Consider the following 16706-nt stretch of genomic DNA (forward strand, 5'->3'; position numbering starts at 1 on the left):
AGATTGGGGAGGGGATGAACATAGATATTTCAAATGCCATTCAGTTGTTGAAATGTCACGCTTATGCGCATGATGATGAGCAATTGTCAAAAGCAGAAAACGGGTTCCTTGGCAGTCTTCGGCCGTTCCAGGGTGAACTAAAGGAAGCAAATTTACATGAAATGATGGTTGTTATTCGTGCACTTGCCGCCAAGCTTGGGGAACCTGCACTGGATCGTGAGATCATAGCGTGCTTGTGGACCATTTGTAAGCTCGGACGTGCCTGGGCGGTGGAACCGGAAGGGATGCTGCGTTCGAACGGTTTGATTACTGATGAACAAGTAGAACGTATGGAGCAGTGGCTTGATCTGATCTCCTATGCCGTGATGATTTTGTTGGATAACGGGGGCGAGGAAGAAGCATTTTGGGGCTATCGCGAATATGTCTCGGAGCAGCTTGAACCACTGATCGCAGAGCTTGATCATTTACTTCAGGAGAAAGTGGTAGAGGATGAAATTCAGGAGCTGCATGACGAGTACAAAGAGCGGGCAGGAGCGAACGAAGAGAGACTGGCCGCGTTTGAGAGGAAATTCGATGTGCTTCTGCCTGAGGATTTCCGCAGCTTCTATCGCCGCAAGGACGGCAGTGGATATGCGTTTCACATATTATATCCAGGGGATGCCGAAACGGAAGAGTGTGTTCCTTATTATTTAATGTCCCTGGATGAAATGGAAAAGACCAAGGGCTATTTCTGCGAACGGGATGAGCTGTTGGCGCAGTATTATTCTGAAGAAGAGGTTCGGGAACTGGCCCCAGAGATTAAGCCATACTTATTTTATAGAAAATGGTTTCCGTTTGCGACGATGGCTGGCGGCTCTCTATATTTAATGCTCGACCTTGATCCTTCCGACCAAGGCACATATGGGCAGATTATCAGTTATGTGCATGACCCGGATTTTGTCTATTACGTTGCCGGTTCCTTTACAGATTTGCTGCGCGAGTCGAACCTGAATTTGAGCTTGATGGATGAAATCGAGTATTAAGAGCGGAGGAGGCGATTTATTGAAGCAGATTATTGTGGATGAAATTTTAAAAATCGAGCGTGAGCACCAAGTCAAGATTTTGTTTGCCGTGGAATCGGGCAGCAGGGCCTGGGGATTTCCATCGCAGGATAGTGACTATGATGTGCGATTCGTCTATATTCATCGGCCGGAGTGGTATTTGTCCATCGATGAGAAACGGGATGTTATCGAGCTTCCGATTAATGAGCAGCTAGACATCAATGGCTGGGACATCAGAAAAGCGCTGAAGCTGTTCCGTAAATCGAACCCGGCTCTGATGGAATGGCTTGTGTCCGATATCCAGTACTATCGGGCCTATGGATTTAGAGAAGAGTTGCTTGCCCTAAGAGATCGTGTCTTCTCTCCTCAAGCTTCGGTCTATCACTATCTGCATATGGCGAAAGGGAACTTCCGGGAATATTTGCAGGGAGAACAGGTGAAGATCAAAAAATATTTCTACGTACTTAGACCCATTCTTGCCTGTAAATGGATTGAAAAATACAATACAAGTCCGCCGATTCTGTTCCAGGAGCTGGTTCATGACTCGGTGACAGAACCGGAGCTCCGGGCAGCTATCGAGGATTTACTGAGCAGGAAATTAGCCGGAGAAGAACTAAACCTTGAGCAGCGGGTTGATGTCATCAACGAATTTGTTGAACGGGAGATTGAGGATATATCCGAGTATGCCAAATCGGTGCAAGCTGATCTTGAAGATCCAACAGAGCTTCTGGACGGGCTGTTTCGGAAGTATTTGCAGATCGTTTATCAAGCCGAAGATTTTCGATATGTTAAAGATTCTGATCATTAAGTTGTAAAAGCCCACTAACCAGTTGGTCGTGGGCTCCATTTTCATCTGATATATTAAATATTATTACTATTTCTGAATCAAAGCACTGACATCATCGTTGAAGACTTCGCTGTACTGCTTGAATAGTCCTGTATCTTTGTTTGTCAAATTTTAAATTACTATGTTCTTCAAAGACATTGAAACTATGGTTTAAGCTACTCCTTTTCAATCGTAGATACCGTAAAGAAAACCGCGTTGGTTACGCCTCCGCTAATATTATCAAAGGAATATATTTCAGTTGGAACGCCAGTCATAGTAACATAATCATCCTCTAGAATATCTCCTGTTGAACTCAAGTAAATTCCAACTACGGAGTTACCGTATTCATCCATGATATGTATATCAGCAATTGTTCCATAATCCGCTTCTTCCTCTTCAATATCTATAACATATCCACTAATGGTTACCATTTTATCTAAATATGGATTAATATTTTTGAATAAATGCTTTGTTGTAATACTTGCATCTGCTTCGGATTCAGCAGTCTTTTTCGTTTTAGCGGTCACAGCTGGGAAGAGTTCGCTATGATCGACTAAATAGTTATAAGTTTTTTCGTTGAGCTGACCTCCTTCGATCAATTCAGGAACAATTAGTTTCATAATGTCAGCGATTTCGGTCTTTTTGGAATTCGCTTTCGAAGTGTTTGAGCTTTCTATCTCCTCGGCTTCTTTTCCCTTTTCAGCTAGCTCTTTCTTTAGCTTTTCAGTCTCCGCCTTTAACTTTTCGTTCTCCTCTTCAATCTGTTTTTGATTATTTGTATTACTAGAATTACTATGGCTAGCCTCTTTACCGACGCTATTTCCACAAGCTGAAACAATAACTGCAAGAATCAGGGCTAACAATGATACTGACAATCTCTTCATTCGTTACTTCTTCCTTTGTTTTCCCCATCGGCTGAGGGATTTGCTAGGTTCTATGTAACATTATTCTACATCAAAAGACATATGTTGGCGATATGTGGAATTTATTCATGCTATCTCCAATCGAAAGGACTACTTAGACACGGGGGGTTCATGATACTCCGCGAAGTTCATTGATAATGCCCCAACAGTTCCTCCGCATGACAACGAATATGATCGATGATTTCCTGAGGCTCGATGACCCGTGCTTCCTTCCCTAACTGGGCAAAAAATTCAGCGGTGAACGGAATTTCATTACGGTCGATCACCGTGTCGATCAGGCCGATGATTCCATCCTCGCGCTCCTTCTCAAGCAAGATAGGCTGGTACCAAGGTTTGCTCCGACTCTTCCTTATTCCCTCCCGGGTTAATTCCACTACCAGACGGACCGGCGAGGAGATGGTATAACTCTGCAGCCATTCCATTAGTTCCGTCCCCACCTTGTACGTGTCCTCCGTGACCGTTAATGACAGAATACGGTCTACTCGAAACAGTTGAATTCTACCGGTGTCCATATCATAAGCAGGCATATACCATAATCCGTCATTCGTATAAACGCCGATAGGCGCCACATTTCTCTCTTTATCGCTGCTCTTGGACTGATACCCCATAGTGATGATCCGGTTCTCGGCAGCGGCTTCGATCAGCTCTTTTAAATAAGGGGCGAGTAGGCCTCGCTTCGGATTCCAGAAGGATAGCACAGTCTCCAGTTGGCTGATCTTCCCCCTGGTATCCCCCGGCATCGCTGCAAGAAGCTTTCTTGAAGCCGATTCGATATCAGCGTTAAAGGGCAGCGATTCGTAGAACGCGAGCGACCGGAAGGCGAAGAAGATGGATAGGACTTCGTTCTCATCGAATAAAACCGGCGGAAGCACTCTGGTTTTAAGTGTACGGTACCCTCCGTTGCGGCCTTGTTCTGTGTATATGGGCACGCCCATTTCGCTGATCTCCATTAAGTAGCGATGCGCGGTACGGACGGAAACCCCAAACTCATCGGCGACCTCCTGGGCCGTAAAACTTCGTCTGGAATTCACGTACATAATCAGGTCAAACAGTAGCTTAGTCTTAGACATGGTCTCCTCCAGATTAGAAATTTGCCTAAACAAGACAAGAATTGTCATGTTAAAAGTATATGCTATTCCTTACAAACGTTCAAAAGACGAAGAAGGAGTCATTAACAAATGCCTAGCATGAGTACTAATAACATGATCAAAGTGATTGGAGCACGTGAAAAAAATCTGAAGCATATCAGCGTAGACATCCCCAAAAAGCAGATCACCGTATTTGCCGGCGTCTCCGGCTCAGGGAAGTCAGCGCTGGTGTTCGATACCATTGCTGCGGAATCGCAGCGCCAATTAAATGAAACCTATTCGAGCTTCATCCGCCATCGTCTTCCTCATTACGGGCAACCGAATGCAGATGCGATTGAGAACCTCCCGGTTGCCATTATCATCAACCAGAAGCGCATTGGTGGAAATTCAAGATCCACGGTTGGTACTATCACGGACATTTACTCCTTGCTCCGCCTACTATTCTCCCGGATTGGCCAGCCTTATGTCGGTGAAGCAGAAGTCTTCTCCTTCAACAACCCGCAGGGGATGTGCCCGAGATGCGAGGGACTTGGTATCGCAAAGGAAATTGATACGCAGCAATTGATTGACAGGGAGAAGTCGTTAAACGAGGGAGCGATCCGTTTTCCGACCTTCCGGCCAGGCGATTTCCGCTGGAAGCGGTACGTCTGTACAGGATTGTTCGACAATGATAAGAAGCTGAAGGATTATACGGAAGAGGAATGGGATACGCTCCTGTACAAATCAGGCTTTAAACCTCCTCATCCGACAGAAGGATGGCCAACTACCTCGCTGTATGAGGGAGTGATCCCCCGCATCACTCGCAGCTTCTTGAGCAAGGAATCCAGGGACTCCAAGTTATATAAGGAGGAGATCGAGCGTGTAGTGAGGCAAGGTATATGCTCGGAATGCCAAGGCACAAGGCTAAATGGTGAGGTACGGGCAAGCCGGATCAACGGAAAGAATATCGCTGAGTGCACCGGAATGCAGGTGAGTGAGTTGATTGATTTCATGCATACAATTCAAGCCCCGGCAGCGGCGACCATGGTAGAAGCCATCACACTTCGTCTCCAGCAGATGCTGTCTATCGGTCTTGGATATTTGACCTTGAACCGGGAGACCGCGACCTTATCAGGCGGCGAATCGCAGCGGATTAAAATGGTGCGGCAGCTAGGGAGCAGCTTAAGCGATCTGGTGTATATTTTCGATGAACCGAGCATCGGCCTGCATCCGCATGATATCGATCGGATCAATATGCTTCTTAAGCGATTAAGAGATAAGGGCAATACCATTGTCATCGTTGAGCATGATCCAGATGTAATTGCGATCGCTGACCATCTGATAGAGATGGGACCGAAAGCAGGAGCTCAGGGCGGGAAGGTAGTATATGAAGGTGATCTTCCAGGTTTGCTGAGGTCGGGCACGTTAACAGGAACATTTCTAAATCATAGGCCTGCCTTTAAACAGATCTTAAGAAATCCTGCCGGTTGGTTACCCATCCGTAATGCTAACTTGCACAACTTGAAGAATGTGTCTGTTGATATTCCCATCGGAGTGATGACAGTGATCACCGGAGTAGCGGGATCGGGTAAAAGCACGCTAGTGAACCAGGTGCTCAGAAGTATTGCCCCGGATGCGGTTTACATCGACCAGGAGCCCGTTCACACTTCGAATCGTTCCAATATCGCCACCTTTACCGGCATGTTCGATCTGATCCGGAATCTGTTCGCGGCTAATAGTCAAGCAGACCCCTCCATGTTCAGCTTCAATTCGCGCGGGGCATGCCCGGAATGTAAAGGAACGGGGAGGATAAGCACCGATTTGGCCTTTATGGACTCCATTGAAACGGTATGTGAAGCCTGTAAGGGACGTAGATTTAACAAGGAGGTTCTATCGTTTCTTTGGCGTGATAAAAATATTAGCGATGTGCTAGAGCTGACGGTAGATGAAGCTAGCCAATTTTTTACGGAGAAGAATATCCTGCAGATTCTAGCGCGCCTGCAATCCTCCGGCGTTGGTTATATGTCGTTGGGTCAGTCCCTAAGTACATTGTCTGGGGGAGAACTGCAACGGGTTAAGCTGGCCAAGGAAATGGAGCGTCGCAGTGAGGTCTATGTGCTTGACGAACCGACGACAGGGCTTCATATGTCGGATATCCGACATCTGCTAGCAACGATAGAGGGGCTGGTAGATCAAGGCAGCACCGTTATAGTGATTGAGCATAACCTTGACTGGATGACGCAGGCGGATTGGATCATTGATCTGGGCCCGGGGGCTGGACAAGAGGGCGGAGAACTCGTCTATACCGGAGAGCCGCCGCAGATCATTCATTGCGAAGCATCGCGGACGGGTGAATACCTGAAGCGATATTTACAGGGGTGAAGCGGGGGGCGTTTGAGTAGTATTCACGTTTGTCCTAAATTCACTGCCTCTACATATATATGTGTGGAGGAGAGTGAGACGAAATGGATAAAATAGTAAAGCAATATTACCAGCTTAAGCAGCAGCAGAAGGAAATCGAGCAGCAATTGTCGGAATTGCGGGGGGAAATTATTAACCACTGTAATGAGCAAGGTGCATCTACGCTGGAGATCGGGAATTACAAAGTGAAGCTGGTGCAGCAAGAACGTAAAGAGTTCGACGATCAGAAGCTGTATGAGGCGCTGCCGGACCCGGAAGTATGGCGTATGCTATCTAAAGCAGACCCTTCCAAGGTAACCAGCTTGATCAAGCTGAAGGTGATCTCCGAAGAGAGCATAAGAAATACTTTTTCACTGAAAAATATTACGTTGTTGCAAGTAGACAAGAAATAAAATAGATTCACGGCAAGAGGGGCTTAGGCTCCTTTTTTGTCATTGATATTATTGCCTTAGTCCAAGTAAGAAAGGGTTTAAATCCCTTAATCTTGCTTGGGCTTTTTGCATATATAATGTCAAAGTCATGGGAATTGAGTAATGAAATGATAAAACAAATCATCAAGTTTGATAGGTTTTTTGATCTATGATGAGTGCTCGATTCCGATATCGCACTCTAGTGACCATGTCGAAAATAGGATAAAAGTAGCAAAAAATGGCTTGGGAAATAGAAGGTTTCGTGGTATATTTTTGTATGTGTGTTTACAATATTATCAAATGGAGGAGAATTATGAAGATTAAAAAGAAAGTTTTTGTCGCATCATTGGTAGCATGTGGTTTATTATCTTCAGCTATTACAGTAGGAGCGGCAACGGGAATTCAGAAGATCCAGGCTGCTCTGAACCATAATATTACGTTTGAACTGGACGGTTCCTCCTGGACACCGCGAGATCCAGATGGCAAGAAACTGTCGGCCCTTGTGTATGATGGCTCTACATATGTTCCTCTACGTGCTGTCTCTGAAGCACTTGGGGCAGAAGTGAACTGGAATGGCGGCGCTCAGAAGATTATCATTAATAGTAATGGTGGAAATGAGGGCATCCCATATAAGGATGGACAAAATAACGGAAGCAGCAGTTCGGGTTCGAGTACGAGCAGTAATTCAGGATCTGCCAGCACGGGTTCCAACAGTAGTTCCAGTTCGAGTAGTACCTCTTCTAGCAGTATGGGCTCTGGAGTATTTACATACAAGAAAGATTTTAATGAGAATACAGCAAAGGATGAGCTGGCGAAGGAATCTATTAAGGTGATTAAATTATATGCAGATGCATTGAAGTCGGGGAATATGAGTGAATTGAATGCTTATGTTGACGCGCATGTGGCGGAGAAGGATTATGCCAAGAGCTATGCTCTAGGGAAACAATATTCAAAGGACAATCTAAAACAAAAAGTTGATGGAACTCGTGATGCTAATGACAAGTCAACACTTAATGATTATAGTAGTGCTTTAAAGAACCTGACTGTGTCTAGCATTAAGAATCCAGACATAAATAAGTACTCCAATTCTGCTACCTTTAGCTATTATTTTTCTCCTGAAGGCTTTAATTATTCAGGTATGGTTTCTATTTCTTTCGTCTTCGCTACACTAGATGATGGAACTTATATTCTTAGCGCTGTCAGTGTTAATTAATAATTGACATCATTATCTATGACCCAAGTAAGATAGGGATTAACCTATCTTACTTGGGCTTTTTTTGTCTGAATATGTCCAGTAAAGCCCTAATTATCATATTTAGACAAGAAACAAGATCATTTAATAGCTAGATAAGAAGATAACTGTCGGATTTTAGTATATTATCCCGATAAATTTAGTTGTAATAATAGAAGGAAAATTGTAGGAAATATAGAATTTACTATAAAACACTGCTTTGTGAGCGCATACAAAATATTTTTGAAGGAGATGAGAGTGCTTGAAGAGGAGAGTTATCGGTAGTTTACTGAGCTTCTTATTAGCCTTCACGCTAATATTGCCAGCAGTAGGAGCGCAGGAAGGCATTTCGCCGGATACGGACGGAGCTCGCAAGATCATTTCGAAGTTAGATCCGAAGGCCATATCGCTTGATGTGAGCAGCTTGGATCAGAATGTAACGCTGGAGAAGCCGTCTAAGACGGATACGTTGAAATCAGCGAAGCGGCAGACCAATGGACTGCAAATTGAGAAGATAGACAGTCTTGACAAGGCAGCGATTCAACCACAGAACTATGTTCCCCTCTCAGATAGTACAGAACACATTTCCGTTATCGTAGAACTGCAATCCGAGCCGGTGAAGGTTTTTGAAGCGAGTCATAAGAACCTGCGGATCGGTACGGCTGCCATTTCACATCAACTGCAAGTGAAGACAGAGCAGGACACTTTCAAGAAATCAGCGATTAAACGACTGAATGTGGATATTGATCGTGAGTATTCCCAAGTATTCAATGGATTCTCGCTGGAGATTGCTGCGGATCAAGTCGAAGATTTGCTGAATATGCCTGGTGTTAAAGCGATTTATCCAAACAACACAGTGTATGCTTTGGAGGAGCCTAGCGGGGGTTCAACTGCTGCACCGGAAGGAAGCGTACCGTTTATCGGCAGTGAAGCTTTCTGGAGCCAAGGTGTTAAAGGAGCCGGAATCAAAGTAGGAGTAATTGACACTGGTATTGCCCATGATCATCCTGATCTTGTCGGTACAGTGGACCCTAACAATCTGGGTTATGACTTCGTTAATAATGATAACGATCCTTATGAGACCACGAGACAGAATTATGATGATGCACATGCGTTAGATCCAAGTTTACCTGAATATCATCCAGTAACGGGTAGACCATACTGGACTTCACACGGCAGTCATGTCTCTGGAGTTATTGCGGGTCGTGGTGTGGGCCATGAAGGACAACCAGGGATTACAGGCGTAGCCCCAGAAGCGGAAGTCCACGCTTACAAGGTGCTTGGACCTTATGGCAGCGGTTCAACAGCAAATGTAATCGCGGGTATTGAGCGAGCTGTTCAGGAAAAAATGGACGTCATCAACCTGTCGCTCGGTTCGGAGACGAATAATGAGAGATCCGCTGATGCGGTAGCTGTGAACAATGCGATGGCTGCAGGTACGATTACGGTTGTATCAAACGGCAACAGCGGTCCGGCCGACGCCACAGTAACCGACCCGGGTACGGCCGAACTAGTGATTTCCGTAGGCGCATCGAAGCCTCCGTTAGTGACTCCGATCTTGAAGATCGTTGGCTCAGATGGAGAATTCAAAGTGGATTCCTTTGATAAATCGGCAGGTATCGAGAATCTTACAGGTTCATATCAGCTTGTTGATGTGGGCTTGGGCAAGCCTGAGGACTATACTGGAAAAGACTTAAGCGGAAAAATTGCATTTATCAAACGTGGTGAATTGTCCTTCACCGATAAAGCACTGAATGCAATTAATGCAGGGGCCACCGCCGCAATTGTATATAATAATGCGCCAGAAGCATTGGAAAGCGGTACATTAGGCAATGCCGATATTACAATTCCGGTGTACGCACTTTCGGGCACATACGGTAATCAAATAAAGGCTAAACTCGATGCTGAACCAAGCTTACAAGTTAATTTCACGACAACCATTGAAAAGGATATTATCGCAGGCTTTAGTTCTCGTGGTCCATCCAAACCTTCCTATGCGGTTAAGCCGGACATCTCTGCACCAGGCATTGGCATTCGCTCCAGTGTGACCGAATATGAAGGATGGTATGAAGCACAGAATGGTACAAGCATGGCAGCTCCACATATTGCCGGGGCAGCAGTGTTATTGAAAGCGAAATACCCTAATTTGGATCCGTATGATATTAAGTCACTGCTCATGAACAATGCTGTTAAACTCTCCGACCGCAACAATGAACGATACTCTCATATGGATCAAGGTGCTGGAAGAGTTGATTTGAATAACGTGTTGAATGCGAAAGCAGTTGCTGGGGTAGAGGCGAAGACAACTGCCGTTAAGGATGGGGTTGAAGTTCTCTATCATACAGGCAGCCTTTCTTACGGTTACATTAATGATGGCGAGAGTGCCAATCGTAAGGTGGTAGTCAAGGATATTGCCAATGCGGCTTCGTCCTACTCGATTAGCACGAAGTGGTATGGATCTTCTCCTATTACATTAACAACATCGAAAGCTGTAGTTGATGTATCTGCAGGTGGCGAAGAGTCCTTTACAGTTACAGCTACCGTTCCGGCTAATGCAGCGGATCAGCGTTATGAAGGTGAACTGATCCTGACAGAAGCAGGCGGCCATGTTATTCAATTGCCGATTGCTGTATATGTCGGTGAAGCCCCAGTAGCTGAGGTTGTTACTAACTTGGAGCTGAATCCGAATATATTCTCGCCAAATGGCGATGCGTTTTACGACACAAGCAATATAAGATTTACGATTACCGAGTTTACTGAATATTTCTCGTTAGATGTATTTTCGGTAGATGGAACATGGTTGGGGACTATCATTGAAACTGACGAGGATGGAATCGATCCTGGAACTTATAATGTTAAAAATTGGGATGGATCTTTCGATGCGCCATCGGGTCAATTAGTGAATCCTTCGGATGATTTGTATCTATTAGTACCATTCGCGGGCAGCTTATTGGATGATCCTGCTCCTGTCGAGTCTCAGGTTACTCCTTTTATCATCGATACGGAAGCTCCTGTCTCTAAGCTGGATGATCCGGGTATTATCGTTGATAAAGGCAATCTGACTGCAACGATTTCCGGCCAAGTTACGGATGACTTGTTAATCCAACTTAAGGACATCATTGGTCTAGAAATAAATGATGTGGTTGGGGTTGCTGCCTGGTACGATGATGGCGATAAAGGGCAAGTGGTTGATGGGGAAATCGACGATACGGGGCACTATACGATTCAAGTACCGATTTCTGTAGGGGACAACTCTTTTGAGGTTTATGTATACGATATTGCAGGCAACGGGTTGATTGATCCGGCCCATATCGTGGATTATAAACTGACCAACATGGTAGCTCCGGCAATTAGTCCGGCTCAGGTTCAGCCGAATGAACCATTCTCATTAGATGTTGCATTTGACGTAACCGATGCCGTCTATTCGGCTCAATTTGATCTGTTATACAGCAATACATTTACAGATGTGGAAGTCACACCAAGTAATGAGCTGGCAGAGCATCAGGCTCAGTACAATCCAGATGCTCAGCTGACTGTTACAAATGCAGTGTATGAATATGATCCTGATGTAAGCAGACACGAGTTTTCGATCAGTTTGAATGATGTTGATGGATATAGAGGAACAGGTTCGTTAGCCTCATTCAGTTTTGCCGGAGCGCCTCCAGGACAGTATTCGTTCAAAATAGCGAACCTGGAACTGCTGGATCGGGACGGCAATGAAATTCCGGTTGAGGTGCGCGATACAATTGAACTGACAGTTAAGCCCGTTCAACAGGCGGAATTGTCTGTAACACCGCAATCTCTATCCATCAAGGCAGGTACTACTGGCAAATTAACAGTTACTTATAAAGCGCCGGACGGTTCGGTTACCGACGTAACTGAGAAGGCGGCATACACAGTAAGCAACGCTGAGATCGCGACTGTGCAGAAAGGTATTGTGTCAGGCAATAAGAAAGGCAGCACAGACATTGAAGTTACGTATGAAGGTCTGAAGACGACTGTTGCTGTTACCGTGACAGAGTCGAGCTCGGGTGGTGATGGAAGCCCTGGCGGTGGAGGTGGCAGTGGTGGCGGTAGCGGCAACGGAGGAACACCAACTGCTCCAACAACGCCAACCACCCCTCCAGCAAAAGGTACTGTCAAAGAAGCAATCAAGGCTGGCGAGCCGACGATTCTGAAGCTTGAAGGCGGTTTGACAGTGACGATTCCGGCGGGTGCGATTACCTCGCCAGAGGCCGCATTTGTGCAAGGAAGTGTTGCTTCCAAGGAAGATACAGAGGCTTTATTAAAGGGTCTGCAATTAGGCTCAACAATTAAAGCATTTGGTGTATATTATGACTTCGCAGTTCTTGATAAAGATGGGAAAATAATCGAAAATATCTCTTTCAGCAAGCCGGCAAAAGTTTCAATACCGCTGGAGACACTCCAGATCGGCGACTTCAACGGTGAGAAGATCAATCTATTCAAGATTAGGGATAAAGGAGAACTGAACGGACGTACCGCCCGCCTGATTGACGGCAAAGTGGTCGCCAGTCTGAACAGCTTCGGCCGCTATATGTTCATGGCCAAGAATATCTCCTTTACAGACGTTTCGAAGACGAATTATCCATGGGCAGTTAATGAAATTGAAGTGCTCGCTTCCAAGGATATCGTTACGGGAACGAGTGTGGATCAGTACACGCCTGACAAGCAGGTGACGCGCGCTGAATTCGTCTCCTTATTAGTAAGAACGCTGGAACTTGGCAAGGGTACGATCAGCGGGACTAAGTTCAGCGATGTTCAGTCCGGAAGCTGGTACTATGACGCGGTTCAGGCCGCAGTATCTGCCGGATGGATCAATGGCTACGCGAACCATACCTTTGCTCCAGATCAGAGCATTACCCGTACCGAAATGGCAGTTATTCTGTCCAGAGTGCTGAAGCACTTGGAAGTAACTGAGGGAGCGGGAGCATCCCTTCCAGCCTATGTTGACCAAGCAGAGATCCAGGATTGGGCCAGGGCTGCAGTTGCCCAAGTAGCTGCACTCGGTATTATGCAAGGTCGAGGCGAGACTCGCTTCGCTGGGCTTGAGAATACGACCCGTGCCGAAGCAGCTGTAGTGGTCTATCGTATTTTCAAAGCGTACACGAACTAAATCGTGTAACAACAAAGGAACTGCCAGGGGTTAGCGCCCTTGGCAGTTCCTTATTTGTATTTACAGCTCCCCAGATACAACTTCTCCCTGATACATCGTAGCGATCCGCTTCGATCTTCTCGCCACCGCTTCGGCGGAGCAGGAAGCGGCGACGACGACGAGGCTCGCCTCATCCCCAACTCGTGGCCAGACCTGTTCCCCTTGATAGTTAAGCGGGGTCTTCCCGCCGGTAATATACGAGAGAGTCTTAGCCAATGCGCGCTCATCCACCCAGCCGGACACCTCAGCCAAGCGGCCGGCCCGTTCCAAGATGTCCCCATTGCCGAAAGGCGACCAGACATCAAAGATATTATCGCAGCCGACAGCGACCGATACGCCCTTCTGATCCAATAGGCCGACAGGCGGGAATTTCCGGTCGATAGGTACGCTTGTTATAATCGTAATTCCTGCGTCGGCAAGAATTTCAGCCATCGCTTCGGCTTGAGCAAGGGTAATATCTCCGAGCGCATAGGCATGGCTAACGGAAACTTTGCCCTGCAGGCCTGCTTCTTTCGTTAACTGTGCGAGTCTCTTCATCGTGAATACGCCCAAGTGATCAGGATCATGAAGATGAAGATCAATTCCGGCACTGCCCTCAACGGCCAGCTCAACCATAAGCTGCAGTGAGGCTTCGATATCTCCGTCCACCGTTGCCGGGTCTACCCCGCCGATGAAGCTCGCCCCTTGGCGAAGCGCCTCTCTGAGCAAATCTTTGGATGCAAATAATCCATGCTGCGGGAAGGCGACGATCTCATGCGATAGCTTGCCTTCAAAGGTATGCAGAGCTTCCTTCACCGTCTCCAGATTCTTAAGACCCATTTCCGGATAAATATCGACATGGGTGCGCACATGAGTAACGCCGGATCTCTGATAAATATCAAGCAGCTTCTCTGCGCGTTGTAGTGTAGGCGTCTCCACTGCAGGGAGGGTTTTCTTTTCGATTTCAAGTCGTTCGAATATACTTCTTACCGGAGTAACAGCTCTCCACCGGTCACCCAGCAGTGTCTTGTCCAAATGGCAGTGCTTCTCAATGAAGGAGGGCAGAATCAGCATTTGCTTGGCATCCTTTTGCGGCAGCCCATCATGGATGATCTCGCTGGAAGGTATAATCTTCGCGATGGTCCCGTCTTGAATCAGTAAGTGGACTAGCTCTGTTCGTGTACCCGTGACAACGCCCTGTTCCGTCTCATAGCCACTCTCCAACCGGGCATTCGTCAGCCAAAATGTTGAACTCATCTTTGTTCATCCTCTCTTAGTCATTCAAATTTATCTGAATATATGGGATTGATTATATTGAACCGGTTACCGGATTTCCTTGATGGATTACAGCTACTCTTCTCGCTCGTCGTGCGACTGCTTCTGCGGAACAGCTAGCATCTACGAGAACGAGATTGGCAGCATCGCCGACTTGCGGCCATACTTGCTGTCCTGTCTCATTAAGTGGGGTAATGCCCCCGGTAACGAACTTCAGAGTTTGTCCCAGTGACTGTTCATCGCTCAGATTGAAGCGTTCCGCCAATATTCCGGCTTTCTCCAGCACATCGCCCTTCCCGAACGGGGACCAGTGATCCGTTATGCTGTCATCGCCGAGTGAGACATTTACGCCCTTTTCATGTAGCAGGGGAATCGGGATCGTCCTTCCTAATGGAACTGAAGAAGTGATGGATATTCCTTGATGAGCAAGCAGTTCCGCAACCTCTGCGGCTTCTCCATTCGAGATGTGAGCCAGTGCCAGAGCATGGCTAATCGTCACTCTTCCCTGCCAACCAGCCTCTTCCGTCAGCGCGGCCAAGCGTTTATAGGTGAAAATACCGAGATGCCCTGGGTCATGCAGATGCAGATCGATATCCGCATCCGCTTCAACGGCCAGTTCTATGACCGCCTGCAGTGATTTCTCTATATTCTTATCAAGAGTTGCGGGATCCACGCCGCCTACGAAGGAGGCCCCATTGCGAAGTGCTTCCCTTACAAGCGGTACTGAGCCGCTCCGTAGCAATCCATGCTGTGGGAATGCGACGAATTCGATGGAAGCTTTATCCTTATAAGCCTCTGCTACTCTGAGCATTGCCTCCAGATTTTTTAGGCCGATGACAGGATCTACATTGCAATGTGAACGAATATGCGTCGTACCCGCTTGAAGCAGCAAGTCAAGTAGCTTGCCCGCCCGCTCCTCTGTCACTGGCAGCAAACGCGGGAGCAGTTCCTGCTCTTCCTCCAATCTAGTCAGTATACCCTTCGCAGGAATCATTGGTGCTTTCCAGGGTCCGCCATAGTACGTCTTATCCAGATGAATATGCATATCCCTAAATGCCGGGAGCAACAGATACTGATGCGCCTCCCGCTCAGGCAAGTGAGTTTCCAGCGGAGTATCGGCTGGAACAATTGCCGATATGAATCCATCGCGAATTTGAATATGAAAAATATCGGTCTCTGTACCTGCAACAGTGCCGCCTTCGTAGCGATAGCCAGTTTCCAGGCGCACGTTCGTCAGCCAATAGCCTTGATCGGTCACTCGTATCAGCCTCCTCTGGTTTTTGTATACCCATATGCTAACATAGAGATAGCTATATGGATAATATTAATAAAGTTAGTTTTCTGAAGGTTTTTCATATACCCAAATTCTACTGAAGGGAGATATAGAGGAATGGATATTAGACAACTGCGTTATTTTATCGCGATCGTAGAAGAGGGGAAAATCTCTGCAGCAGCGAATCGGCTTCATATGTCTCAACCGCCGTTAAGTCAACAGTTGAGAGCGATGGAGGAGGAGCTTGGTTCGCGGTTAGTGGAGAGAGGTGGGAAGTTTCTGGAGATGACGGAAGCGGGCAAGGCACTGTATAAATATGCTCTGCAAATGACGCAGCTGATGGAAGAGGCCAAGCTGGAAGTGAGGGAGGTAGGCAATGGCGTGAACGGAAGGCTGACAATCGGCATCAATACCTTCTCCGTCGATAGCTTACCGGATATTTTGCACCGTTTTAAAGAGCTGTACCCCAAGGTCACCTATAAAATTCAACAAAATGAGTCATCTCATCTATGCAAATTAGTGGAGGAGCGAATCGTTGAACTGGCGATTATCCGCTTGCCGTTGGAGCTGGAGCATTTCTCCGTTCTGCATCTTCATACTGAGCCGTTCTATTTCATTACCTCTGCGCAGCGGCCACCGTATGAACAGGAAGTGGTCTCACTTGCTGATATTCAAGCTTGTCCGCTTATTCTCCCCAGCACCGAAGGGCTGGGAGTGCATTATTCCATTCTGGAAGCCTTCTCCCGGCATCAGCTGCAGCCGAATCTCATTGGGGAATGCTCGGATATCCCCTTGCTGCTCGATCTGGTGACTTCCGAGTTCGCAGCTTCGATCGTTCCCGAGACTGTACTTCGGCGCCATCCCGGATATCCAATACATGCCTATGAGATCACTGGCAATGGCCTGTCCACTTCTGTCGGGTTGATCTGGAACAAGCATCATTATTTGTCCAAGGCGGCACAGAACTTCGTTGATATGTTAAGAGACGAAATCTCGTAAGTCAGATTAGGTTAATATTACGATTGGGCAAATCCATAGAATTAGACATAACAAGTGTTGAATCGGACCTTAAATTTTCCAAAATGTAG

Annotated in this window: 11 protein-coding genes; 7 read left to right on the forward strand and 4 right to left on the reverse strand. The window is 46.7% G+C overall.

Going from position 1 to position 16706, the window contains the following annotated elements:
* Positions 1–14 precede the first annotated feature (14 nt).
* Together ABD014_RS08645 and ABD014_RS08650 are read left to right on the forward strand one after the other, a co-directional pair.
* Positions 15–1022, forward strand: a complete 1008-nt coding sequence (locus ABD014_RS08645) for an SMI1/KNR4 family protein (RefSeq protein ID WP_343859954.1) — start codon at positions 15–17, stop codon at positions 1020–1022.
* A 19-nt stretch (positions 1023–1041) separates the two neighbouring features.
* Positions 1042–1848, forward strand: a complete 807-nt coding sequence (locus ABD014_RS08650; protein WP_343859956.1) for a nucleotidyltransferase domain-containing protein — start codon at positions 1042–1044, stop codon at positions 1846–1848.
* A 194-nt stretch (positions 1849–2042) separates the two neighbouring features.
* Here the strand turns inward: ABD014_RS08650 and ABD014_RS08655 are convergent, their stop codons facing one another.
* Together ABD014_RS08655 and ABD014_RS08660 are read right to left on the reverse strand one after the other, a co-directional pair.
* The gene (locus tag ABD014_RS08655; protein ID WP_343859958.1) at positions 2043–2750 is read right to left on the reverse strand and encodes a hypothetical protein; all 708 of its coding nucleotides are present in this window, start codon (positions 2748–2750) and stop codon (positions 2043–2045) included.
* Positions 2751–2917: 167 nt separating this feature from the next.
* Positions 2918–3859: a helix-turn-helix transcriptional regulator gene (locus tag ABD014_RS08660; protein ID WP_343859960.1), complete on the reverse strand. Its 942-nt coding sequence runs from the start codon at positions 3857–3859 to the stop codon at positions 2918–2920.
* A gap of 117 nt (positions 3860–3976) precedes the next feature.
* On the opposite strand from ABD014_RS08660, the gene ABD014_RS08665 reads away from it, so the two are divergent.
* The 4 genes from ABD014_RS08665 (at position 3977) to ABD014_RS08680 (ending at position 13052) form a co-directional block, all read left to right on the forward strand.
* Positions 3977–6238, forward strand: coding sequence for an ATP-binding cassette domain-containing protein (locus ABD014_RS08665; RefSeq protein ID WP_379337561.1), 2262 nt, complete (start codon positions 3977–3979; stop codon positions 6236–6238).
* Between the two features lie 83 nt (positions 6239–6321).
* Positions 6322–6669 carry a hypothetical protein gene (locus tag ABD014_RS08670; protein ID WP_343859964.1) on the forward strand — a complete coding sequence of 116 codons (348 nt, stop codon included), beginning with the start codon at positions 6322–6324 and terminating at the stop codon, positions 6667–6669.
* Positions 6670–7000: 331 nt separating this feature from the next.
* On the forward strand, positions 7001–7900 hold the full coding sequence (locus tag ABD014_RS08675) for a stalk domain-containing protein (protein WP_343859965.1): 900 nt from the start codon (positions 7001–7003) through the stop codon (positions 7898–7900).
* Positions 7901–8180: 280 nt separating this feature from the next.
* Complete coding sequence (locus ABD014_RS08680; RefSeq protein ID WP_343859967.1) at positions 8181–13052, forward strand: S8 family serine peptidase; 4872 nt, start codon at positions 8181–8183, stop codon at positions 13050–13052.
* A gap of 60 nt (positions 13053–13112) precedes the next feature.
* Here the strand turns inward: ABD014_RS08680 and ABD014_RS08685 are convergent, their stop codons facing one another.
* On the reverse strand, positions 13113–14327 hold the full coding sequence (locus ABD014_RS08685; protein WP_343859969.1) for an amidohydrolase: 1215 nt from the start codon (positions 14325–14327) through the stop codon (positions 13113–13115).
* 52 nt (positions 14328–14379) lie between these two features.
* Positions 14380–15603, reverse strand: coding sequence for an amidohydrolase family protein (locus ABD014_RS08690; RefSeq protein ID WP_343859971.1), 1224 nt, complete (start codon positions 15601–15603; stop codon positions 14380–14382).
* Between the two features lie 132 nt (positions 15604–15735).
* Here ABD014_RS08690 and ABD014_RS08695 point away from each other — a divergent pair, with 132 nt between their 5' ends.
* On the forward strand, positions 15736–16617 hold the full coding sequence (locus ABD014_RS08695; protein WP_343859973.1) for a LysR family transcriptional regulator: 882 nt from the start codon (positions 15736–15738) through the stop codon (positions 16615–16617).
* The last annotated feature ends 89 nt before the right edge of the window (positions 16618–16706 follow it).

The organism is Paenibacillus motobuensis (assembly GCF_039521865.1).
GTDB classification, from domain to species: Bacteria; Bacillota; Bacilli; order Paenibacillales; family Paenibacillaceae; genus Fontibacillus; species Fontibacillus motobuensis.